The organism is Brevibacillus sp. FW306-2-1A-C05A (assembly GCF_058781555.1).
The window spans coordinates 55,613-80,394 of record NZ_JBYSWV010000004.1; the positions used below are offsets into that span (position 1 = coordinate 55,613).

The 24,782-nt window shown below is 51.1% G+C and carries 18 protein-coding genes; 17 read left to right on the forward strand and 1 reads right to left on the reverse strand.

Translation table 11 applies throughout. The annotated features are described in order from the left end of the window. Nucleotides 1-544: 544 nt before the first annotated feature. The 9 genes from AC3WJN_RS05295 to AC3WJN_RS05335 all read left to right on the forward strand — a co-directional run bounded on the left by AC3WJN_RS05295 (nucleotide 545) and on the right by AC3WJN_RS05335 (nucleotide 12,606). Nucleotides 545-1,840, forward strand: a complete 1,296-nt coding sequence (locus AC3WJN_RS05295; protein ID WP_005830276.1) for an HD domain-containing protein — start codon at nucleotides 545-547, stop codon at nucleotides 1,838-1,840. Next, nucleotides 1,833-2,357 carry a YwgA family protein gene (locus tag AC3WJN_RS05300; protein ID WP_005830274.1) on the forward strand — a complete coding sequence of 175 codons (525 nt, stop codon included), beginning with the start codon at nucleotides 1,833-1,835 and terminating at the stop codon, nucleotides 2,355-2,357. Before AC3WJN_RS05295 ends, AC3WJN_RS05300 begins: the two co-directional genes overlap by 8 nt. A gap of 227 nt (nucleotides 2,358-2,584) precedes the next feature. Then, nucleotides 2,585-2,950 carry a thioredoxin family protein gene (locus AC3WJN_RS05305; RefSeq protein WP_007786134.1) on the forward strand — a complete coding sequence of 122 codons (366 nt, stop codon included), beginning with the start codon at nucleotides 2,585-2,587 and terminating at the stop codon, nucleotides 2,948-2,950. A gap of 152 nt (nucleotides 2,951-3,102) precedes the next feature. Beyond that, nucleotides 3,103-3,984, forward strand: a complete 882-nt coding sequence (locus AC3WJN_RS05310) for an S-layer homology domain-containing protein (RefSeq protein ID WP_007786132.1) — start codon at nucleotides 3,103-3,105, stop codon at nucleotides 3,982-3,984. A gap of 104 nt (nucleotides 3,985-4,088) precedes the next feature. Continuing rightward, nucleotides 4,089-7,976, forward strand: a complete 3,888-nt coding sequence (locus AC3WJN_RS05315; protein WP_237716686.1) for an ABC transporter permease — start codon at nucleotides 4,089-4,091, stop codon at nucleotides 7,974-7,976. A 70-nt stretch (nucleotides 7,977-8,046) separates the two neighbouring features. Continuing rightward, nucleotides 8,047-10,872 carry a lipase/acyltransferase domain-containing protein gene (locus tag AC3WJN_RS05320; RefSeq protein ID WP_007786128.1) on the forward strand — a complete coding sequence of 942 codons (2,826 nt, stop codon included), beginning with the start codon at nucleotides 8,047-8,049 and terminating at the stop codon, nucleotides 10,870-10,872. 242 nt (nucleotides 10,873-11,114) lie between these two features. Next, nucleotides 11,115-11,447: a hypothetical protein gene (locus AC3WJN_RS05325; protein WP_005830265.1), complete on the forward strand. Its 333-nt coding sequence runs from the start codon at nucleotides 11,115-11,117 to the stop codon at nucleotides 11,445-11,447. Between the two features lie 92 nt (nucleotides 11,448-11,539). Then, nucleotides 11,540-12,037, forward strand: a complete 498-nt coding sequence (locus AC3WJN_RS05330; RefSeq protein ID WP_005830262.1) for a YwhD family protein — start codon at nucleotides 11,540-11,542, stop codon at nucleotides 12,035-12,037. A gap of 311 nt (nucleotides 12,038-12,348) precedes the next feature. Next, entirely contained in the window at nucleotides 12,349-12,606 is a 258-nt protein-coding gene (locus AC3WJN_RS05335) for a hypothetical protein (RefSeq protein WP_005830260.1), read from the forward strand. Nucleotides 12,607-12,658: 52 nt separating this feature from the next. Here the strand turns inward: AC3WJN_RS05335 and AC3WJN_RS05340 are convergent, their stop codons facing one another. Then, nucleotides 12,659-14,713, reverse strand: coding sequence for a transglycosylase domain-containing protein (locus AC3WJN_RS05340; RefSeq protein ID WP_007786125.1), 2,055 nt, complete (start codon nucleotides 14,711-14,713; stop codon nucleotides 12,659-12,661). Between the two features lie 324 nt (nucleotides 14,714-15,037). On the opposite strand from AC3WJN_RS05340, the gene speE reads away from it, so the two are divergent. From speE to AC3WJN_RS05380, 8 genes are all read left to right on the forward strand, one after another. Next, nucleotides 15,038-15,871 carry a polyamine aminopropyltransferase gene (gene speE, locus AC3WJN_RS05345; RefSeq protein ID WP_005830256.1) on the forward strand — a complete coding sequence of 278 codons (834 nt, stop codon included), beginning with the start codon at nucleotides 15,038-15,040 and terminating at the stop codon, nucleotides 15,869-15,871. A gap of 19 nt (nucleotides 15,872-15,890) precedes the next feature. Continuing rightward, complete coding sequence (gene speB / locus AC3WJN_RS05350) at nucleotides 15,891-16,760, forward strand: agmatinase (RefSeq protein ID WP_005830254.1); 870 nt, start codon at nucleotides 15,891-15,893, stop codon at nucleotides 16,758-16,760. A 201-nt stretch (nucleotides 16,761-16,961) separates the two neighbouring features. Next, the gene (locus AC3WJN_RS05355; RefSeq protein WP_007786121.1) at nucleotides 16,962-18,203 is read left to right on the forward strand and encodes an MFS transporter; all 1,242 of its coding nucleotides are present in this window, start codon (nucleotides 16,962-16,964) and stop codon (nucleotides 18,201-18,203) included. 61 nt (nucleotides 18,204-18,264) lie between these two features. Further along, on the forward strand, nucleotides 18,265-18,678 hold the full coding sequence (locus AC3WJN_RS05360; RefSeq protein ID WP_005830251.1) for a YwiB family protein: 414 nt from the start codon (nucleotides 18,265-18,267) through the stop codon (nucleotides 18,676-18,678). A 76-nt stretch (nucleotides 18,679-18,754) separates the two neighbouring features. After that, the gene (locus tag AC3WJN_RS05365; RefSeq protein ID WP_005830249.1) at nucleotides 18,755-19,147 is read left to right on the forward strand and encodes a hypothetical protein; all 393 of its coding nucleotides are present in this window, start codon (nucleotides 18,755-18,757) and stop codon (nucleotides 19,145-19,147) included. 75 nt (nucleotides 19,148-19,222) lie between these two features. Continuing rightward, a complete protein-coding gene (locus AC3WJN_RS05370) occupies nucleotides 19,223-20,653 on the forward strand; it encodes a sigma-54 interaction domain-containing protein (protein ID WP_007786118.1) in 1,431 nt (476 codons plus the stop codon). Nucleotides 20,654-20,825: 172 nt separating this feature from the next. Continuing rightward, nucleotides 20,826-22,184 carry a lysine 2,3-aminomutase gene (gene kamA, locus AC3WJN_RS05375; RefSeq protein ID WP_005827844.1) on the forward strand — a complete coding sequence of 453 codons (1,359 nt, stop codon included), beginning with the start codon at nucleotides 20,826-20,828 and terminating at the stop codon, nucleotides 22,182-22,184. A gap of 401 nt (nucleotides 22,185-22,585) precedes the next feature. Next, entirely contained in the window at nucleotides 22,586-24,661 is a 2,076-nt protein-coding gene (locus tag AC3WJN_RS05380) for a (Fe-S)-binding protein (protein ID WP_007786116.1), read from the forward strand. The last annotated feature ends 121 nt before the right edge of the window (nucleotides 24,662-24,782 follow it).

The window sequence follows — 24,782 nt, forward strand, 5'->3', positions numbered from 1 at the left end:
GCCGCTGTTTCGTTTTGGTTGCTGGCTGTGAAGGGGGAGGCGAGCACGAGCGGCAGCAGGACATTGCTTACCGATTGGGCATGTGCCATTTTCGCCCTGCGCCACCCGATGAACTACAGCAAGGGAAGCGAGACGACCAGCAAGAGCGGGCTGCCCACGAAAAAAAACAGCTTCTGCCACAAAAGGTTGTGCCAGAGCGCGACAGGGACGTTTTTTTCCAGAAGCTGGACGCGATGAATTGTCCCTAGGAGACAATCAGCGGCAGCAGGAGCATTGCCATTAATAAGCTGTCCGGAAATGCAGGTGGACATAAAGTGGAGTGATTCTCTGTGACTAGGTATTATTTCGTGATTTTTCGAGGTTTTTTTCCTTTTTTCCTCCTATTTATACGACTATTAATCTATACTAAAGGTACATTTTTCAAATTTTTGCAAGAGTTTGCTTGCCGCAAGAAACACACCCAGACGTGTGTTATGATAGAATCAACGATACTGTACTCATAGAAAATAGAGAGAGAACGCAAAACAGGAAGGGAGTGTCCAGGATGCAACAGCCCCAGCTTCTACATGAAGAAAAGGTATTCAAAGACCCCGTTCACCGCTACGTCCACGTGCGGGACAAATTCATTTGGGACTTAATCAACTCGCCAGAATTTCAACGTCTGCGCCGGGTCAAGCAACTGGGCACCAGCTTTTTTACCTTTCACGGTGGAGAGCACAGCCGTTTTAACCATTCGCTTGGCGTGTACGAGCTGATGCGGAGAATTTTGGAGACATTTGAAGGCCGGATTCAATTGACGTATGAGGAAAAGTTGCTGTGTCTGTGCGCAGCCCTGCTCCACGATGTCGGGCATGGGCCGTTTTCCCATTCGTTTGAAAAGGTGTTCAAATACCATCACGAGGATTGGACGCGGGCGATCTTGCTGGGAGACACGCAGATCAACCGGATTTTGCGCCGTTTGGATGAAGAGTTCCCGAAGAAGCTGGCGGAAGTCATCAACAAAACATACGACAACAAGTTGATTGTCAGCCTGATCTCCAGTCAGTTGGACGCGGATCGGATGGATTACTTGCTGCGGGATGCCTACTACACAGGCGTCAACTACGGCAATTTCGAGATCGAGCGCATTTTGCGCGTCATGCGGCCGCAGGAGGACGGGATCGTCTTCAAGTTCAGCGGAATGCATGCGGTCGAGGACTACATCATGTCGCGCTACCAAATGTACTGGCAAGTTTATTTCCACCCGGTGACGCGCAGCGCGGAAGTCGTGCTTTGCAAAATTTTTCAGCGGGCCAAGTGGCTGTTTGCGAACGGCTACGCGTTTTCCCAGGAGCCGGTCATGCTGCTGCCGTTTTTGCAGGAAAAAGTGGAGCTGGCCGATTATTTGGCGTTGGACGAGTCGGTCATTTTGTTTTACATGCAGCTTTGGCGCAAGGAAGACGACCCGATTTTGAAAGATTTATGCGCCCGTTTTCTGGACAGGAATCTCTTCAAATACGTCGAATATAATCCAAGAGATTTCCGCTTGCTGGCAGAACTGAAAAAGCAGTTCCAACAGGCGGGCATCGACCCGATGTATTATTTGGAGGTAGACACGACCTCCGATCTTCCGTATGATTTTTACCGTGCCGGAGAAGAAGAGGAGCGGATTCCGATTATGCTCCAGATGCCTTCCGGCGAGCTGGTAGAACTGTCGCAGAAGTCTGAGATTGTACAGGCCATTAGCGGAAAGCGGCGATTTGACTACAAATTGTACTTTCCATTGGATAAAGTCATGGCTTTGCCGGGGGAGCTCTCCCGGAAGATTCGAGAACGTCTGGGAGTGATGGAGGATGCTTAATCGTCACGCCAAGATCATTCGTCTGATCGAAATTGTCGGCGAAGTGAGCGGGCGAAAAAAATTGCAGAAAATGGTGTACATAGGAAAACATCTGGAGATGGATTTCGATGAGCGCTACGAGTTTCACATGTATGGCCCGTATTCGGAGGAACTGACGCTCAGGGTGGACGAGCTGTGCAACATGGGGCTTTTGGACGAGCAGGTGGAGAGCAAGGGCGCCATTCACATGTACCGCTATTCTCTGAACGAAACGGGACGCGACTTCCTCCGTTTTCACGAAGTCGACTTCGGGCTGGGAGAGCGGGCCATTTTGCGAATGAACGAGGAAAACTCCCGCTTTCTTGAACTGGTATCCACCATCCTGTACTTCAGCCATTTGCCCTACGAAGAAATGAAGGGCAAAATTTTTACTTTTAAGAGCAAGCAGCGCTACACCGAGGAGGAAATCCAGAAGGGTCAGGCGTTTATTGAGGAATTGCGCTCATTGGTGCAAGGAGACGGCACGAAACCGATGTAGCCGATTATGCATAGACCGACCAGCACGGCGTACGAACTTACTACAGTTGTGGTACGTCATTTTTTTTGTCTTTTTTCAACAGAATCCGTTTTTTTCTTGCAGTCGACCACATCGCGGGTCGGCTTTTTTTGTCTCAGGGCGTCGCTGCATAATACGAGCATCGTTCTTTGACAAAAGCATAGCGATCATTTTTGTGCTGATTCAGTAGTATCTAGGGAGGGAAGATGATGAAAGGAAGCAAGCAATTGTGGCGGTGGAGCCTGTTTTGCGGCGTTTTTGTGCTTGTCGCGCTGGCCTGGCTGGCCGTTGCCAGCGCGCGGGAGGCGAGGATCGTTTACGTTTTTAGCGAAAACTGTGGGTATTGCACGGCGTTTACACCTACATTCGATAAAGTGATGGCTGACTACCCCGACTGGCAAGTAGAAAAGCTGGATGTAAATAAACAAGCAGATTTGGATAAAGCGACAGAAATGGGGGCTACAGCAACTCCAACAGTTTTTTTGCTCAAAGATGGGAAAGTGATCGATAAGCTGGAGGGCGACGTCCCAGAGAGTGCGTTCCGGGAATACTTGGAAAGGAACATGCGCGATTGACCATGCAGTATTGTCCGAACTGCGGTTCCAAACTGAAGAATGAATTGAGAGCTTTTGCTTACTATGGCTGCCACTTGTGCAATGCGATCGGTTCAATTCATATATTTCCGGATTGAAAAAGATGGTAAAATAAGGAATGGGGGGAGTGTTCAATGCTGAAAAGAAGATGGGTGTCCTGCCTGTTCGCAAGTGTACTCACGTTTACGAGTGTTACTGGCGTCGTCTTTGAAAATTCCGTGCAAGCTGCTGCGACAAATAAAGACTATGAATCGCATGCTGCTAAAGCGGCTATTGATTTCGGCATACAGAAAGGCTACTTGTGGTTGAGTGGCGGTAAGTTCTATCCCAATAATCAAATTACGCAAGGTCAGTTTGTGGCCAGCCTGGTTGCCATCAGAGGCGTAAAGGAAACGGCAGCAGTACCGCAACTACCTGCAGGGCACTGGGCCAAATATAGCTATGAAAGAGCTGTAAAGGCAGGCATACTGAACAATGTAAAAATTGATCCGAATAAGCCGCTCACCAAAGAAGAAGCAGCTCTACTTGTTTTTAATACTTGGAGGCCATATAGAGGTGAAAAAAGTCCCGATTTAACAAACACTGGTGCTTTGATAACATGGGGCTGGATGAAGCCCGCACCAAGAGGCCAACCGAAATTTCGCGAGGATCTGCCTGTGCTGCGAAGTGACGCTGCTGAAATCTTACAATTCATGTGGCAGGATAAATGGCAACTTGAACAAGGAAAAAAATACGCCGATGAGTTCCATAAAAGCTTGAAGGTGGTCAATGGAAAAATCACTGGAAAAGTTCCGAAAGGAGATGGAAACTTTCTGATAAGAGCCATGTTTAACACAAAAGCTGATGGATTAAACGGATTTTTAAATAATGAATCATTCGCGGTTCCTGTCAATTCAGTGAAATCATTAACCTTTCAAGTAATTAACGCGAAGGACTCAACATCAGCGGGTGGATATTGGTATCCCAACCTCCCCAAATTTGATCGGGAAAATCGCACAAAAAAATTCTATCGCTAGTTGAGGGTGCTGACATGAGAAATATTATGTGGAGGCATAGGAGAATCATTTTTTCTATACTTTCTTTTTGTCTTTTCATAGGGCTATTGGGTATACAACCATCAATGACAGAAGCTGCGCCTAACTTACACGGAATCAAACTAGCAACTATTGATTCCTACAAGCGACTTGCTCCAAAAAATGGATTCACTATAGTTTCTATTGAAGGGATCCCAGGGCAACTAGGAGCAACATTGGCACAAGTTGAAGTGAATGGGAGTGTTGATGGGCAATCCGTTTTAGGATTTGCAGATATAGACGAAAAAGCGGATAAGGGTTGGTATTTCGTAGATGGTGATGAAGCTCCACGCTGGATACAGCGGTTTGGAGGAAATCCCAACTTTATTCTCGGTGGATCAGCTAATGTGTACAGTAAAAAAGTAACCAATGAAACAAATTATGAAATCCCACCCTATCAAGCCTACAATCTCGCGGAACTGGCTGCTGCATCTGGTGGTGCCGGTTATACCAAAGGCGATAACCTGATACCAGATGGAAATGGCGGTTACAAGTCACTAGGCCACTTCCGGACAACGCCGCAGCCGACAGGCGCGGTAACGACCGACAAAACAAAATACAACGTCAACGAAACAGTGACGATCAGTGCAAATGCCACGGACTATTCTTACTATGACCGCGGCATTTTTGTTTGGTCGTTAAGCGTAATCAATAAAACGACAGGCCGTGGCTATAAAAGCTTCCTGTCCAACAAAGATTTCCGCGATCCAAGCGGCACCGTTCCTACTGTAAGTGAAACGAGCAATCCGCCTGGATACACTTGGACCTACAGAAACACCGAGTATAAGCCGACGGAGCCAGGAGTGTACGAAGTATCTTTGACGATTACCGATTTGCACCAGCGGAGCCGTCAAGGTTCGAGTAGTATAAGCGTTTCTACTCCATATATAGCTCAATTTACCGTTGGGGAAGTAACACCCGGCCCGGAAGAACCTGATCCAGAAGAGCCAGATCCAAATCCATCCTGCTCCATAGAAACAACGAAAACAAAAATGGATATTCAGGTAGTTGGCGACAAAGACATAAAAAATCATACGGCTGTTTCCAGCGGTGGATCGGATATCGTGGTAGAGAAAAATGCAGAGATCACTGTTTTTGCGAAGAAAAACGGCACATTCACGATGAATGGTTCACCAATGGCTACTGGTTCCGGAGGGAACAAAAAGGTCGGAACAGGCAGTATAGGCTCATCTGGACGAGTAAAGGTAGTTTACAGAAGCGACGACGGGACCGAGTGTTGGGAAAAATACTTTCGCGTAGAAGCCAAAGACGGCGAAGATAAATGCCCCATCATCACCCTAAACAATTCTGTTATTCGTAACGGGCATACGATTGAAATATTGCCGATAGACACTCTGTATTTCAAGGCCAATTATACAGATAAGAACGGTGAAACGGGGCCGGCAGAAATCATGTGGGACGTTACGAAACCAAATGGCAGCGTCGTCACTTTGCCTGGCCAGTACGACGATAAAGACAGGTGGCGTCCATACAACGCTGAAAAACTAAATATGCCATATCCTCCTGAAGTCGTGTTTGAAAAAGGAAAAACATACAAACTCAGGTTAAACTACTCCGCATCGCAATGGAATGGTAAACCTGAATGCGACTTCGAAATAACAATCGTTGTAAAAGATGCATCCTGCTCTATAGCTGATCTTCGAAAAGTCGTGTTTTTTGTCCATGGGCAATACCCGAATCCTTTTTCACCCGAAGGAGACGCGCTGGATAGTTCTCCTAACGGTCCAAGCACACTCACTGAACCTGTCTATATGAGGTACTTCACTGATGCAGGAGATCACTACGAGACAAACATGGGCTTCTCCACGAAGCTGTCGGGAAAATGGTACTTGAAACGGGATGGACAAAAGATACCTTTGACCGATCGTGTAGTACCTGCCAATCAAAAGTTCGATCTTAAACTACCAAGCGATGTTGACGTCGGTGATACCATACTCATCATGTTTGAGTCCGAGACTGGATGTGTAGGTGAGTTGACCTTCCCTATCGTATCAGATCGCAAATGCCCGGAAATTCTTGTATCCGTTGAAACGATGTTCCATGACGAAAAATGGAGCAAAAATATAAAGCGAGGTGAAACGATTGAACTGGCTGCGGATGAAACACAAGGCGGGTACAGGTTTCGCATGTTTTTGAGCCAAGATAGCTCGTACATGTTGAAGTGGTTCGATCAAAGCACAGGCAAGTGGGAAAGAACACGAAATGGAAAATCTCTTTCCAGCTCAGGAAAACCTGGCGAGGATCACTGGATTACTTTTCCATCTGAAAACAATTTACTTCTGGATGGACTGTACAAAGTCGAAATCGACTCATACGAAGATGAAAATTGCCACGGATTCTTTTTTGTAAAAATTGGTGAGGGTAGTTCGGGTCCAGATGGAGAGAACCTTTTGATCGTCAAGAGCAGCTTCGACATTGATCCAGGCGATCCGCAAGCGCCAGGAACGGAAGCGACGATTACTTTCAGCGTGAAAAACGCTGGTAAGTTGACACACGATACAAAATTGGCGATCAGATGGGAAAGTTCAACAAAAGAAACAATTCTCGATGTAAATGACTTTAAAGCAGGCGAGGTTCGCAAAATCACTGTACCAACCAAGTATCCGCAAAAAACAGAGGATTTCATTGCGAATATCAATCCGTCCAAGAACAAACCGGATAACGAAACGATCTGGCCAGATAACCGCGCCCAATGGCCTGTGAAGATCGTCGGCGGAAATATCCCGCAGCCTCCCGGGGGAGGGGAGAATTACGATGGCGGCGAAATCGGGCTGGAGATATACGACAGCGAGAATCGCCAGTTACAAAAGCTGCCGGTACAAGCAGATGGCGTATGGGAACGCGAGCCAGCCAAAATTCGCGTAGTGATCGATCAGGCGAAAATCAACGAAGGCTTTCAAAAGACGCAGCAGCAGATCAATCAAAAAATTACGGAATACAAGCTGCAACTGGAGCAGGCGGTCAGCGGGGAGGACGTCAAAAACATTGCCGTTACGGCCAGCCCCGGCTGGATCACAGACGCCAAAAGCCTTGCTGTCTACACGCCCGCTCTGCTGGATTTACAAGTGACAGGTCCGGGAATCCCGCAGCAATGGCAGGTAGCCAGTACGTCCATGGGGGGAGACTTTTTGTACACGGGCACGCATGTCCCCACCCAAACGACGTGGAGACAAGTGCTGCAAAATCAGCCATACAAAGCGCAAATCAACGGCTTTGTCATTGCCATGGATTACAAAATTGATTTTACGCTGACCTACGATGTGTGTTCCACAAACGAGGAGGACGAGGAAACGTGCGAAGCGCAAACTGCCGTCCGCTCGATGACGGGTCGCTACACGATTACGGTAAAAGGGGGAGAGCGCAGCTTTGAGGTGTTTGAGCCGAATGCGACAAGCTTCATTCAGCATACGCCGGAATGGTCAGAATACCATGCGCGCGACCGTTATAAGGACAGTGCGCCCAACGATTTTTATGCGGGCGAGCGGATTTTGGCGCGCGTGGAACTGCAGGAGCGTCACCGCCATCCGGTCAGCGGCCAGTTTCCGCTGATTGTTTCGGCAAAAGCATGGATATCCGAGACGGGACGGAGGCAGACGCCATTGCAGTCTTTGCTTTCGTTGCAAGCATTTTCAAACCAGCGCTGGGACGGACAGTCCTTTTCAGCGTCCAAGCTGGGGACGCGCGAGGTGGGCGTAGATACACCGTTGATGGGAGACAAGCAGCACGGCTTTGCAAAGGGCGGCTCCTATGCGGTTTACTATCAGGTGCAGTTTCGGTTTGGCGTTGACAAAGGCTTTCCTTATTTGAACAAAACGGCCGGGCAAGGCCATGAGCAGGCGGATTACCGGGTGCCTTTCCGGATTATCGCCAATGCCTGGGAGCGGCAAGGAATCCGCAACCACACGACGCAGTAAATATATTTGCACCCCTTATCTGTCTTTTTTTACTGTTTTAGGTAGATGGAGGATGAGGGGGAGTGTTACGATGAAAACGGCCAAGCGCCTGTCTTATTTCCTTTTTTTGTTGGTGATGTGCTGGACGAATGCTGTCGGGACCGGATGGGCCAGAGAGCGTGAGCTTTTCGTCGAAGCGGCGTGGGCTTGGGTGGAAAAGGGCGAGGTGCGCATTCAGGCGCAATTGTCAACAAGTCCTGAGCGGATCGAGCTGGAAATTGCCCAGGATGGCGAAAACAAGAGCCGCACCTTTCGCAACGATTCACGTATATCCGCCGCTGTACAGCCTACAGGAGACAGCCCTTTACTGATAAGCCTGCGCGAGCCGGATGAGGACGAGCCATTGGTAAGCTGGCAGCTTGATCTGGCTGGTAGAGACATGACTTACGCGGAAAAGCTGACGGTGAAGAAGGCGTCCTGGGGCAGACGTGCAGAGGTGAATGCGGAGTTGCTGGCGTTAACCACGCTTTTCGAGCAGAGGCAAGGGCAAACGACAAGCCAGGCAGACGAGGTTGAAGCAGTCAGCCACAACGAGGATGAGTCCGGCATAGACGAGTCTGACTCCAACGATGCCGACCAGACGCTGGACGAGTTGGCGCAAGAGTTTTACGCCGACTTTGCAGCCAGCGGCAAGCCGGAAGAAATCGAGCTGCGCAGCAGAGAGGTTATTTTTGAACTGGAGCCTAACGATACGTTTGGAAAAGCCGACTGGCTGTTTGACGGAAAGGATGCCAGAGGGAAGATCGGGGCGGTAGGCGACGTGGATTATTGGAAGATCAAAGGGACGAAGCACGGGCGGATGAATGTTTCCTTGCGCGAGATTCCATACGGTCAAGACTATCAACTGTACGTATTTGATGCAGAGCAAAACGAGCTTGGCCGTTCCGAACGCCCAGAAGAGAGCGACGAGTCCGTCGAAGGCATCGGACTGGAAAAAGACCAATGGTATTACATCGCAGTAAAAGGGCAGCGGGAATCCCACCATAAAGATTTCTACTACCGTCTGCGGGCTGATTTTCTGGCTGACCAGTCGGATGCAAAAGCCGATGGGTACGAGCCTAACAACACGCTACAGGAGGCGCATGAGCTGCCCGCCGATTTTTCCGCGTCGCTCACGGGGAATCTGCATGCGAACACAGACGTCGATTACTACCGCTATTCCTTTTCGCTGACATCGACTTTCATGGTCGATCTAAAAGACATTCCCGCGGGGATGGACATGGACCTGTATGTGCAGGATGAACAAGGCAAAGTACTGGCGAAATCAGAAAAACCGAAAAACGCCAACGAGCAAATCATCATGAACGTCAATCCCGGAAGCTACATCATCAAAGTAATGGCCAGCAAGCGATCCGGCTTCACGCCCAATTCCTACAAGCTTAACGTGGCTGCGAAGACGATTCCGGTCATCTTGATCCCGGGGATAGGTGGCTCCCGTCTGGTTGCAGAGGAAAACGGCAAAGCCTCAGAAATATGGCTTGGCCTTGGCGACAGTCTGCTTGGAATCAATGACCCTAAGCATCGGCGCCTGCTCTCCCTGGAGCCGACGAGGCCGAACAGTGTCGAGGTGCGGCCGAGGGAAACGGGCGTCACTATTTACCCGGAACGTGACGATGAAGGATTCAGCGCCATTGAGTATCTTTCCTATTCTCCGCTGGACCCTGTCCGCAATATGACGGAGCAGTATTACAGCATGGTAAAGGAACTGGAGAGGATGGGCTACAAAAAGCACCGCACCATTTTCGCCATGCCGTATGACTGGCGATACAGCAGTACGAAAAATGCGACCGAACTGAAGAAAAAAATCGATCTCGCCCTGGAGCGGTCAGGGGCACGGCAGGTTCATTTGGTCGCGCACAGCATGGGCGGCTTGCTGACGAGAGAGACGCTGCTTGCAAACGTTTCGTATCAGCCAAAAATCAATCGCATCGTCTACATGGGTACGCCGTTTCTCGGTTCCCCGCGAGCTTATCAGGCGATCAAGTACGGGTACAATTTCTCGATTCCGTGGATGGATGAGGAGACAGGAAAAATCATTTCGGAATACGCTCCGGCTGTGTACGAACTGCTGCCGTCCAAAAAGTACTTTGAAACGGCTGGTTTCCTGAGAAAAAACCGTAACGATACTTACAGCTACACAGAATTTTTGCAGGACAAAAAAATTCGCCTGGATTACGCTCCGCTGGTCAAGCAAGGCGGCTCGCTCCATGAAAAATGGGACAAAAAGACGATCAATGTGCCGCAGTATTCCATTGTCGGCACAGGTCAAACGACTTTTTTAGGCTACTTCTTCGACGCGTACCACAACGAATGGGTGCCTTATTACGACCAGGGACTGGGAGACGGAACCGTCCCCTATATCAGCGCCAACTACGCCCAAAAAGACATAAAGAAAAGGTATTATGTGACAGGAGAGCATGCCAAGCTGCCGACCATTCCGGAAGTCATGAAGCAAGTGACCCAACTGCTGAAAGGAATCGAGGAAACACAGCCTGGGCTGCGCAATCAAGTCCCGGGGAAAAGCGCCAAGTATTTGTACTACATTATTTCCAAAGAGGACGGAACGTTTCCTGAGCTGACGTTCCACAAAAATGGCAGTATCATCACCCTTGCTGCCGACGAAAAGGAAGTGCGGGACGATCTCGCTATCGAGTACCACGGCAACATTGTCGTCATCCATGTGCTCGACCAAGAGGAGCTGGAGTTTGAAACGCCTCCACCGCAACAGGATGAAAACTCGCCGAAGTTTATCATCAAACGTTTTTCGTCAGAAGATTCGCGAGACGATGAGGAACACGGCAAGCGCTACCGCCTGGACGAGCATTGCCTGTCGCAAGAAAAGCACTCAGTAGACTAATCGCATTCCATAGAACGAAGCGGAGAACCACTCATACACAACAAACGAAGCTAATACAACGAACACAGAGAACCATTCGCAAGCAACAAATGGTGCCCAGTAAAATAACGCAAACAGCTACAATCCGCAACCGCAACAAGCGACAACATTGCGCCGGGAGCGGACGACAGGATCGTCCACCAGTATCAGGCGACAGCCAAAAAGTAAAGCCAAAAAGTAAAAGTTTAGAAAGGACCTGAAAAATGGACAACTTATTTGTCTGGCTATTTCTCGGCCCGTTTATGTATTCCATTGAATTGGGAGGACCGATCATCGGGCTGATTGTGACAGGCTACATGTGGGCGGTGTTTGGGTTTCGCGGCTGGCCGACGTTTGGCGCGGCGTTTCTCACCAGTTTTTTGTACTACATGATAGCCGTTCCTTCCAATACGATGCTGGGCTCGCTGCTGATTATCAAAGCCGCGATGGCGGTTCATTCTGCTCTGCTTCTTACCTTGATAATGTGGCTATTCGACAAGGTCATGAAGCGATACCGAAGAAAGCAGGCGGCGGGCAACGAACCGCTCGAAAAATGAACGGGAAATAACCGGGCACATGGGCAAATTGCGTCGCTGTTGGTTTCCGAGTAGAATAAAGAAAGGAGAATCTGTGTCTGGAGGGCGTGTAAATGGATATTTTTGATAACAAAAAAGGCGGCTTTACGATCATGAGCGGCAAAACCGATGTTCATGGCGGGTTTGGTCAAGGTGTACTCGACTTGAATGCGGTATCGTCGGTCATCATCGACGGCGACGAGGCGTACATCGACATGGGCGCTTTGCATGCGAAAAGCTCGGTTGAAAAAGGGATCAAATGGACGACGAACAAAGAAGAAGTGCCGAACGGAAAGCCTTATTGGCTCGTTTGGGTAACCGTTGACCGCAACGAAAATGGCCCGTACTATGCTGGTGCGACTGCGTGCTATATGGAAATTGATCGGGAAGCGCGCCGCGGATACAAAATTTTGGCGGATCATGTGAATCGGATGGACTACTCCATGAAGCGCCGTATCATGCTCGAAGAACTGGGCGAAAAGGAAAAAGCGGCGCTGAAAAAATTGTTGATCGACAACAATGCGGCCATGTTTGAAAATTCTTCAGAGGAATTAAAGCGAAGTTTGTCCTAATGCTGGAAATCGTGAACGGTCTGTGAACAAATTGTGAAATCAATTGTTACCAGAATTGAAGTCAGGTAAACTTATTTCTATATCTGTGTACATGTACACTGGGTCAACAAACAGGGAAAGAGCCGTCACTCTTTCCCTGTTTGTGTTCATGCTGCCGTTGTGATTCAAGCCAATGGCGCAAGCATGCTCCCCTCAGCAAATACACATTGGAGTAAATACACATCAGGCTTTTTTTACAGGTCATGCTTTGTGGCGAACGCGGAACACTAATGAGGCTCGAACCAAACTGTCTGACGGAAGGGGCGGTACGAATGAGTGAAAATCCGCGTGAGCAGGAGCAGTCCCATGACCATTTTGTGAAGCACGGCGGCGTCCATTTCCGCACGCATGTGTCACCTGTTGAAATCAACAACTTCGTCCGGAAGCTCCCGGCGGGCAAACGGGAAAGCTTGTTTGAAGTATTGGAGCAACTCGATCAGGCCGGGCTGATTACGGTCGTCAACGACCACGTCTTCGCAGATGGAGACGGCGTTGTAGGCGGCGGAGACAACAACCAGTCGTTTTCGTGAATGAAAAAAAGGACGCAACTCCTCGCGAGTGCGTCCTTTTCCTTGTGCGCCCTTATTGCTCAGGCTTCCACCAACTGCCCATCCGCTGCCAAAACGTCGACGAATCAGGTGGAGTGAGCGGTGTAGGCGCCTGGTGGTCGGCCGGAATGTGATCGGTGCAGTAATCGTGCGGTTCTGTTCCGCTGGCGAAATAAAACAACTGGGGGTTCGGGCAATGCTCGGTCGCCAATTTCCCGGATGCCGGATCAATGTAGACGGACACGACGCCTGCCGGCATGTCAAAGAGGGCGGGTGGTTGTCCTTTTAGCGCGCTTTCCATGAAGCTGGCCCAAATTTTTTTGGACATATAGCCTTCTTTTACATCGTCCACTTTTTGATTTTTGTCGTATCCTACCCAGACCGTCGCTACCAGTTGAGGCGTGAAGCCGCTCAGCCAGGCATCATAATCGGTAGAGCCTGTCTTTCCGGCCACGGGCCGATTCAACTCGTTTGCGACTCGATACCCGGTTCCGCCGCGCTCAAATACGCTTTGCATCATATTGACCAAGAGCGCTGAGGCGACTGGATCGGCTACACGGGTTTTTTCCGTCTTTTCTTCGAGCAAAATGTTGCCTTCGCTGTCCTCAATCGAGGTGATTGCGATTGGTTGAACAGCTTCTCCCTTGTTGACGATGGCCGCATAAGCCGCATTCAGCTCCAGCGGGGAGACGGGAGACGTTCCCAGCGCCAGAGAAGGTACGGCTTGCATCGGGCTGGTAATGCCCAAGCTTTTGGCTTGCTCGACGACTTTTTGCGGACTGAGAAAATCAATGGTTTTCACTGCGTAAATGTTGTCGGAAGTTTTGATGGCTTCGCGCATGTTAATCATCGCGTTTGCATACCGTCCGCCGAAATTGCTCGGAATGTACTGCTTGTTATTGTCGTAGGTGAACACGGTCGGCTCGCTTTTCATCATCGTCAGCGGCGTGTAGCCGTTTTGCAGGGCTGCCAGGTACATGATCGGCTTGAAGGAAGAGCCCGGCTGTCTTTTGCCGAGTACGCGATTGTACTGGCTCGTTTTGTAATCCCGTCCCCCGACCATTGCTTTGATATGACCGGTAGCAGGGTCCATCGCAACCAATGCGGCTTGCAGGTTCGGATTGTCCTTTGGCAGCGTCGAAGCGATGATTTCCTCCGCCTTTTTTTGCATGACCGGGTCGAGCGTCGTATGGATTTTCAAGCCGCCGTGGATGAATTTTTCCTCGTCAATGCCGTACTTGTTTTTCACCAGATTCGCGATGTAATCACGGAAATACGGGGCCTGCTCGGCGATATTTTCCGCAGTGCGCTGTTTCAGCTTGATCGGCTCCGCATAAGCTTGTTCGGCTTCTTTGGCCGTGAGCATCCCGTCGCGTTCCATCGCTTCGAGAATGAGCTTTTGCCGCGATTTTGCCCGCTCAAAATCAACGAAAGGAGAGTAGTAAGTAGGGCCTTTCGGAATGCCTGCCAGCATCGCGCTTTCGGCTACGGTCAAGTTTTTGGCGTCCTTGCCGAAATACGTTTGGGCGGCCGCCTGGACTCCATAGGCAGAGTGACCGTAATAAATTTGGTTCATGTACATTTCCAAAATTTCATCTTTGCTATAATTCAGCTCCAACTGAATAGCGAGCAGCGCTTCCTTGATCTTTCTTTCCCATGTCTTGTCCAACGTCAAATACAGATTGCGCGCCAACTGCTGGGTAATCGTGCTGGCTCCCTGGCGCATGTCCATGTTGATGACGTCGACGTAGGCGGCCATGGCCAGCCGTTTCCAGTCGAAGCCGTAATGCTCCCGAAACGAACGGTCTTCGATGGCGATTGTCGCGTTGATGAGCGCAGGCGATATTTCCTGGATCGGGACAGAAATGCGGTTTTCTCCCCGATGCATCGTGTCCAGCACTTCTCCATTAGAGGCGTAAATCGTTGTCGTCTGCTTCACGAATGTCTCGGGAAGCGGTTGGGAACGCAAGTACAAAATCAACAGCAAAATGGCAAAAGATAAGCATAATAGGCTGAGTATGGAAAATTTTACAAATTTCTTGACCCAGCGTAAATAACGGAGCAGGGAGTGCTCGCGCATGACTTCCATTTTGCCTCTCCTCCTTTCTATCGTTTGAATGAGCAAAACGGTGATGGTCGTTTTGCTGACTGACTGGCGGTCCCATCTCCTTTTTTTGAAAAAACAGCGAGACGTTTTTCGCCCAAAAGAGGACATACTAAAGGACGCATGATACTTCTAGTATGGGTAAGCCGTTTGCTGGATAAACTTGCCTGTCGCCTGAAAAACGGCAGGGAGAGCAGCTTTTTCGGCCGCACAGAAAAAAAACTTGCTTTTTGATTGGCAGCTACTATAATTTTCTTGTTATATTGTATTTTCATGCGGTTAATTGAAGGAGGTTACATAACCATGAATATGGAATTGTGGTACACCGAAAAACAAACGGAAAATCACGGGATAACAACGAAAATTACTGATACCCTATACAGTGAGAAATCCGAGTTTCAACAAATCGACGTCATTACTACGAAGCAGTTTGGTCGCATGTTAGTACTTGATGGCATGGTTATGACCACCGATGTCGATGAGTTTGTTTATCACGAGATGATTTCTCACATCGCTCTCAATACGCACCCAAACCCGAAAAAGGTTCTGGTTGTCGGTGGCGGCGACGGCGGTGCAATCCGTGAAATCGTGAAGCATGCGGCTGTGGAAAAAGCAGTTCTGGCCGAAATCGACGGTGGCGTAATTGAATCCTGCAAAAAATACTTCCCTGAAATTGCAAGCGCACTGACCGGCAATCCAAAGGTCGACGTGCAAGTAATTGACGGGATCAAGCATATCCATGACCACAAAGGCGAGTACGATGTGATTATGGTTGACTCGACAGAGCCAGTGGGACCAGCGGTAGGTCTGTTCGAAAAAGGCTTCTACCAAGGCATTCACGATGCGCTGAAACCGGACGGCATCATGGTGGCGCAAACCGAATCTCCATGGTTCAACCGCGATCTCATCAAACGCGTATTCAAAGACCTGAAATCCATCTTCCCGGTTACTCGTCTGTACACTTGCAGCATCCCTACTTATCCATCCGGTCTGTGGAGCTTCACCATCGCTTCCAAGCAGTACGATCCGTTGGAAGTAGATCCGGCGAAAATCAAAGACCTGGGTACCAAATACTACAATGCGGAAGTTCACCACGCTGCTTTCAAACTGCCAAACTTTGTGGCTGAGCTGACCCGCGACTAATCGGAGGAGGACAACCCTGATGCGTTTTGACGAAGCATACTCCGGCAATGTCTTCATCCGCAGCCACAGCAGCTATGAAGAAAGCCAAGCAGTGATTTACGGCATGCCGATGGACTGGACAGTCAGTTTCCGTCCGGGGTCCCGTTTCGGCCCTGCCCGTATCCGCGAAGTGTCGATCGGTCTGGAAGAGTACAGCCCGTACTTGGACAGGCTGCTCGAAGACATCAAATACTTTGACGCAGGCGACATTCCGCTTCCTTTTGGAAACGTCGAAGGCAGCCTGGATGCAATCCGCACGTTCGTGGCAAAAGTGCTGGAAGACGGCAAGTTCCCACTCGGACTGGGCGGCGAGCATCTCGTGTCTTGGCCGGTATTCCAGGCCGTTTATGAAAAGTACAAGGACATGGTAGTCTTCCACTTTGACGCGCATACTGACCTGCGCGACAACTATGAAGGATACCAGTATTCCCACTCCACGCCAATCAAAAAGGTGTGCAACCTGATCGGCGGCAAAAATGTGTATTCTTTCGGCATCCGCAGCGGCATGAAGGAAGAGTTCGACTGGGCGAAGGAAAACATGCACCTGTACAAATACGATGTGCTGGAGCCAGTGAAGCAAGTGCTGCCGACGATCGGCAACCGTCCGATCTATCTGACCATCGACATTGATGTTCTGGACCCGGCGCACGCACCTGGCACGGGCACAACCGAAGCAGGCGGCATTACTTCCCGCGAGCTGTTGGACACCATCCACTACATGGCGAAAAACGGCGCCAATGTCATCGGCTGCGACCTGGTGGAAGTGGCTCCTGTGTACGATCACAGCGAGATGACGCAAATCGTGGCATCGAAAATCGTGCGCGAGCTGCTGCTCAGCTTTGTAAAATAACAATACGAACAACAGACAAGCCTCCGGTTTTCGCAAAAAGCCGGGGGCTTTTTTCATGCTGTCCCGCCTGGAGGTAACTGGAGGCAGTCCTATCATCCAGCCACTTAAACAACATTTTTATTTACAAAGTATATAAAAATAGATAAAATTGCCATACAGAGTAAAAAGCTGCCGAAGCTTTTTTCAAGGGAGTTGTTTCGTATGAGAGAGGTTTTTGCTCACGTCCAGTTTCGCAAGCTGTTTTTCTCCAATCTTTTTTCCGGCTTCGGTCAGGGCATGACGATGATCGGGATTGCCTGGTATTTGGTGGAGACGACAGGCTCTGCACAGCTTTTGGGTTCTACCATGTTCAGCTCTGCGGTCCTGATGTTTTTCATCGGGCCGTACATCGGGACGCTGATTGACCGTTTTTCCCGCAAAAAAATGCTGCTCGTGGAAAACCTGATCGGCTTCGGCGTGCTCGGGATATTGGCTGCCTGGGGATTTTTCGGAGAGTACTACGAGTGGATGCTGATTACGATTTACCTGGTGACGACCTTCATGTACCAGATTCACTATCCGGCACAGTCTGCGCTTGTCCAGGAAACGTTTGAGCCAAGGCACTACAGCGATATCAATAGCCTGCTGGAGATCGAGGGGCAGACGGCGTCTGTACTGGCAGGGGCTTTTTCCGGCATTTTGCTCGGCCACTATGGCTTGCACATCGTCATTTTGTTCAACGCGCTGACGTATCTGTTTGCCTTCTGTCTGCTCTCTACGATGAAATACACGTTCACGCTGGAGGGCGAGGCGAAGCTGAGCCAGGGCGTATCCTGGGTCAGCCAGTTCGGCCAAAGCTGGCGCTACATAAAGGAGAAAAAAGGCTTTCTCGTCTTCGGGATTTGTGCGCTGATGCCGTTTATCGCCGTCATGGCGAGCAATCTGCTGAAGCCTGTCTACGTCAGCCAAACGTTGAAGGCGGATGTCTCGGTGTATTCCTTCGGGGAGATGGCGTATGCGCTGGGAGCGGTCGCAGCCGGCATCCTGGTGTCGGTCGTTGTGCGCAAAATGGGACAGCTTGCGGCCATGGTCGGAAATACGCTGCTGTTTGCCGTAGTGATTGTGGCGATGGTGGCTTTGCCCTACGGCTGGGCTTTGATCGCTGCCTACACGTTTTACGGCTGGAGCAACGCCTCTGCCCGCCTCATCCGGCAGTCGCTCTACATGACCGTCGTGCCGAAGCAGTTTATGGGGCGAGTGATGAGCTTTTTCAACTCGCTTGGCATGATGATGCGCCTTGTGCTCATCGGCGTCTTTACCGTCATGATCGACTACACGGGAGCAGGTGCAGGCTACCTCGTTCTCGCGGGATTGCTCTTGCTGGCGGCGATCGGTGTCGCGGCGACGATGCGCTTCCTTTTGGCTGACGCAAAAGAACAGGCGGTTGCAACCCACGAGGGATGATCGTAAAATGAATGGATGATTTGCGGACAGAAAGTAGAAATCATGGAGTGTGGAAGTCGTCATGCAAGAAGTACAGATGAAGCTGTCAGCCAGACATCGCGTCAACGGCGAATGGGATGAATCGACGCATCAGTACGAAGGGAAGCTCGTGCAAAAAGCCAGCGCCTGGTATTTGACGTACAAAGAACAGTTGGAAGGCGTGGGGGAAGTCAGCACGACGCTCAAGCTGACGGACAGAGCCGTTACACTCGTGCGCCAGGGAGGCGTGTCGACCAGACAGCATTTTGAAAAAGGGGCCAGCACGCACGGTACCTACCAAAGCCCGTACGGCCCGTTTGCGATGGAGACGCACACGAGCAAGCTGCGCATCCGCTATGCGGAGGAAGCGCCGGTGCAGGTGGAAATTTTTTACCAGACCTGGATGAACGAGCAGTACGCGGGCGAGCACGAACTGAAAATCGAACTTGGAAAATAAGCCGCTCTTTGCAAGGGCGGTTTTTTGCACGTACAATAGAAGGACTCGCGGCAGGATATGGAAGGAGGGCACAGGCGTGTTCGTACTCGTAAATGGCCTCATTGCCGGGCTTGGTTTGGCTGCCTTTTTGGCGCTGGGGGACGGTTTGTTCGAAACCAGTACGTTTCCTGTGCTGATCGATGTCAGCTACGTCCCGGGCATGGAAAATTTGCCGTCGATTGCAGAGCTGTTGATTCACCTTTTCATCAGTGTCATCATCGCCTTTTTTCTCATGTATTTTTACCCGCGGGATAATCGCGGCAAAACCATCCGCTATTTGCTGTGCTGGATGCTTGCGTTCGCGGTCGCCTTTTTGCCTTTTAGCCTGCTGAGCAAGGTGCAAATGACGTGGACCGCGTTTTTTATATGGGTTTTGGGACATTTGCTGTACACGATGATGCTCTCGATTCAGGTCGCGCGAAATCGGTAGGCTGATGCGCATTTGCCGAATTTTCGGCATAGTGATGGTTTTTTGGCAGCAAGGTTGAAAGGAGTGGAGGCCAGCATGCCGTTGTCTGATACGGTGGAAATGTTGCAGGCGATACTGGGGGCAATTGATGAGGGGATTCACGTAGTCGATGCGGATGGAATCACGATTTTCTATAACCACGTCGCGGCCAGGCTTGACGGGCTTACGCCAGAGGAAGTGCTCGGAAAGCCGCTTCTGGAGGTGTTTCCGTCGCTTGATCGGCATTCGAGCACGCTGCTGCGCGTAATCGAGAGCGGGGACGCGATCTACAATCAGACACAGACGTATAAAAACTGGAAAGGGATGCGGGTCGAGACGGTCAACACGACGCTTCCGGTACGCGTCGGCAAAAGGCTGGTCGGCGCAGTCGAGGTCGCCAAAGATATCGGCAAGCTGAAAGAGCTGTCGGAGCGCCTCGTCGACTTGCAGGCGAAGATCAGCAAGCCGAAGCGCGCCAAGCGGGGAGCGGAGGAGCTTGCCTTTCACTTCGACGACATTTTGACGAAGAGCGAAAAGATGAAACGGCTGAAGGAACGGGCGAAAAAAGCGGCGCGAACGACTTCGCCCGTGCTGATTTACGGCGAGACGGGGACGGGGAAGGAGCTGTTTGTCCAGTCCATCCACCAGGCGTCTTCGCGCAGCGGCAAGCCGTTTATCGCGCAAAACTGTGCGGCGCTTCCCGCGTCTCTCCTGGAGAGCCTGTTGTTCGGCACGGTGAAGGGAAGCTTTACGGGAGCGGACGATCGCCCCGGGCTGTTTGAACTGGCAGACGGCGGCACGTTGTTTTTGGATGAGTTGAACAGCATGCCGCTCGATTTGCAGGCAAAGCTGCTGCGCGTGCTGCAGGATGGGCAGATTCGGCGAATCGGCGGAAGCCAGTCGACCAAAGTCGACGTCCGCGTCATTGCGGCCGTCAACGAAGCTCCGCAATCGCTTGTGGAGCGCGGCCTGATGCGAACCGACCTGTACTATCGGATCAATGTCGTTTCCTTTGAATTGCCGCCGTTGCGCGAGCGCAGAGAAGATGTGGAACTGCTGGTGGAGCACTTTTTGAGCAAATTCAACCGCGAGTTCGCCATGAATGTGCGCGGAGTCAGCCAGGAGGTGGCCCAACTGTTTGCGCGCTACGACTGGCCGGGTAACGTCCGGGAGCTGGAGCACGTCGTCGAGGCTGCGATGAACATGGTCGAGGGCGACATGTTGCTGCTGGAGCATCTGCCCGCTCATATGCTGGAGCGTGCGCTGCCGGAAACGCCTCTGCACACACTCTCGTCAGACCCGGTTTCCTTGCTCGCGGAAAAGGAAGGCTGTACACTGCCCGAGCTTCTGCGCGAGCTGGAGGAGCGGATCATCGGGGACGCACTGAAAAAGACTGATGGCAACGTACTGCGCGCGGCGAAGCTTTTGGGAATCCCCAGGCAAACGCTGCAATACAAGCTTTCGCAACGGATGATCCCGCCCTGTTGAATGCCGAAAATTCGGCAGCCCAAACAGACGGACTAGACGAGCGAAACGCTTACAAAACGATCTATTTCTTATTTTCTAAATCTTTAGATTTGATTGGCACGACCCTTGCATCTTTACTTGGTCGAGTGAAACGCATGAGGGTTCACTACAGACGAGAGGAGATGTGAAGCAGATGACAGTAGCGACAAGACGTGACTGGCGTTCCATTGAGCTTTGGAAGGACGTGCCGGAAGAAAAGTGGAATGACTGGATGTGGCAGTTGACCCACACCATCAAGACCGTAGATGATTTGAAGCAGGTCATCAACCTGACGCCGGAAGAGGAAGAGGGCGTGCGCATTTCGACGCAAACCATTCCTTTGAATATTACGCCGTACTACGCTTCCCTGATGGACGTGGACGATCCGAAAGATCCGGTGCGCATGCAATCCGTACCGCTGTCTTCGGAAATGGTGCGCACGAAGTACGACATGGAAGACCCTCTGCACGAGGACACCGATTCTCCGGTTCCCGGCCTGACGCACCGCTATCCGGACCGCGTGCTTTTCCTTGTCACGAACCAATGCTCGATGTACTGCCGCTATTGCACGCGCCGCCGCTTCTCCGGCCAGATCGGGATGGGCGTGCCAAAAAAACAGCTCGACGCCTGTATTGAATACATCCGCAGCAGACCGGAAGTGCGTGACGTGCTTCTCTCTGGCGGAGACGGACTGTTAATCAACGACCGCGTGCTGGAATACATCATCAGCAGCCTGCGCGCGATCCCGCATGTGGAGATCATCCGCATCGGTACCCGTGCGCCTGTTGTATTCCCGCAGCGGATTACGGAAAACTTGTGCAACATCCTGAAAAAATACCATCCTGTATGGCTCAATACACACTTCAACCATCCTAAGGAAATTACGCCGGAAGCGAAGCAGGCTTGCGAAATGCTGGCAAACGCGGGCGTGCCTCTGGGCAACCAGGCCGTCATTCTCGCCGGAATCAACGACTGCCCCAACACGATGAAAAAGCTGGTGCAGGATCTGGTAAAAATTCGCGTCCGTCCGTACTACATCTATCAATGCGACCTGTCTGAAGGGATCGGCCACTTCCGCGCTCCCGTCAGCAAAGGAATCGAAATCATCGAGCACCTGCGCGGCCATACTTCCGGCTACGCCGTACCGACCTTCGTGGTGGATGCTCCGCACGGCGGCGGGAAAATTCCGGTCAGCCCGAACTACATTATTTCCCAGGCGTCCGACAAAGTGGTGCTGCGCAACTTCGAAGGCGTAATCACTTCGTATCCGGAGCCGAAGCAGTACCATGAGCACGACGAGGAAAACTGCGAATACTGCATCGCGGCAAAAGGCAAGGCAGTCGGTATCGCCGCGCTCATGCAGGATGAAGCAGACAACCTGGAGCCGGCCGACCTGCCGCGCAACAAGCGCATCAAGGCGACAAAAGTCAAGTCGCTGGCCGATGTGCGCATGGAGCAAAAGGCGAAAAAGGAACAAAGCGCAGTAGAAACAAAAGAAGCGTCCGGCAAATAAAGAGAGCAAAAAGGAACGTAAAGCGGCTGCCTGCTACGAACAGGCGGCCGCTTGTTTTTTGTACATCCGAAAAAAAGGGCAGCATAGCGAGAGCGAGACTTCCGAACTCCGAACTCCACACTCCGCATGAAGTGAGACAGCAATGCCGGTACGAAGGCTGCGCTAAACAGCCTGGCGCCGCCCACTTTTCTAATGAGAATATTTCCAACTTTATTTGGAGGATGGTTGATTTGCCACTTATGTGATAAGATCAGATTACAGCAGTATGAGCGAACGTTCAGTCGGTTTTATTTCATTCTTTTAAAAAATCAAACTTACCGACTGAATAGTCATTCATTTTTCTTTTTGATTCTGATAAGATAGAAAGTAAAGACAACTCGTGAAAGTGGGGGAGTAGAAACATGCTGGCACTTATCAATCTGATCGCGTTTTTCCTGGTGCTCGCTTACGGGCTGTATCTGGCCGGACATGTTGTGTACAGCAGATATTTGTTCATCAAGCTGGGCAAAAAGCCAGATGTGAAAGATGACTTTGGCGCACGTATCAACCTGATGCTGGACAACGTCATTTTCCACAAGAAGCTGTTGAAGGACAAAAAGAGCGGGATCATGCACGTCGTGATGTTTTACGGCTTCATTATCCTCCAGTTCGGCGCGATTGAGCTGGTTATCAAGGGGCTGTCCAAAGGCTTCGAGCTTCCGTTTGGCAGCGCTCACAAATATTTTTCGCTCATGCAGGAGATTACTACGTTTCTGATCCTGGCCGCCGTCGGGTACGCCTTTTACCGCCGCTATATCGAGAAGCTGAAGCGGTTGAAGCGCGGCTTCAAGTCAGGGATCGTCCTGCTTCTGATCTCTTCCCTGATGGCGACCGTGCTGCTTTCCCTCGCCTTCGAGCAAATCTGGCTCGGCCATGAAGCATCCGTCTTTGCGCCGATTTCCTCCGTGATCGCGATGGCGTTTTCCGCGATTGGCGTAGGGACGACAGGTGGAGCGGTTCTGTTTTACGTATTCTGGTGGGCGCATCTGATTATTTTGCTGGGCTTTGCCGTCTACGTGCCGCAGTCCAAGCACGCGCACTTGCTGTTTGCTCCGGTAAACGTCTGGTTCAAAAAGCTCGACCCGCCCGGCAAGCTGTCCAGCATCAACTTCGAGGACGAGACGCAGGAAGTGTTCGGCGTAGGCAAGATCGAGGACTTTACGCAAACGCAGTTGATCGACCTGTACGCCTGTGTCGAGTGCGGACGCTGTACGAATATGTGTCCGGCATCCGGTACCGGAAAAATGCTTTCGCCGATGGACCTGATTACGAAAATGCGCGACCATTTGACGGAAAAAGGGGCGGCTGTCACCTCCCGCACGCCGTGGATGCCGAACTTCGCGTTTTCGCAAACGACGGCCAACCAGATCGCTTTGCAAGCGTCCGAAGTAGCGGCCACAGCCGAAGAGGCGACATCTGTCTACGAGAAAAACTTGATTGGCGATGTGATTACCGAGCAGGAGCTGTGGGCTTGTACGACCTGTCGCAACTGCGAGGATCAATGCCCGGTCATGAACGAGCACGTGGAAAAAATCATCGACATGCGCCGCTACCTGGTGATGACGGAAGGCAGCATGCCAGCCGAAGCGCAACGCGCCTTGAACAATATCGAGCGCCAGGGCAACCCGTGGGGAATCAACCGCAAAGACCGGATGAAGTGGATCGAAGGTCTGAACGGGCAATACGAAGTGCCGACGGTCAAACAGGTCGAGGACTTCGAGTATTTGTTCTGGGTAGGCTCGATGGGGTCGTTTGACTTGCGCAGCCAAAAAATTTCCCAGGCGTTCGTGAAGCTCATGCACGAAGCAGGCGTCAAGTTCGCCATCCTCGGCAACGAGGAAAAGAACTCGGGAGACACAGCGCGCCGCATCGGAAACGAGTTTTTGTTCCAGCAGTTGGCGCAGGAAAACATCGCGCTGTTCGAAGGCTACGAAGTCAAAAAAATCGTGACCTGCGACCCGCATGCGTACAATACGTTCAAAAACGAGTATCCGGAGTTCGGTCTGACTGCCGAAGTGTACCACCACTCCGAGCTGCTCGCCCAGTGGGTGAAGGAAGGCCGCCTGAAGCCGGCCAAGGAAGTCAAGGAGCGCATTACGTATCACGACTCTTGCTATTTGGGGCGCTACAACGAGATTTACGACAAGCCGCGCGTCATTCTGGAAGCAATTCCTGGCGTGGAAGTAGTCGAGATGAAGCGCAGCGGCTGCGACAGCATGTGCTGCGGAGCGGGCGGCGGTCTGATGTGGATGGAAGAGCATGAGGGCACGCGGGTCAACGTGGCGCGCACAGAGCAAGCGTTGGAGGTCAATCCGACCGCAATCGCCAGCGCCTGCCCGTACTGCCTGACCATGATAAATGACGGCATCAAGACCAAGGAAAAGGAAGACGACGTCAAGACGCGCGATGTAGCGGAAATTTTGGCGGACGCGATCTAAAACAGAGAGGATCGGCACCGCGAAAACAGCCTGATACGAGGGAAAACTCAGGCTGTTCTTTTTTTCCTAATTCATTGACTAATCGAACAGAAGACGGCAAAATGAAGATAGCAGATAAAAT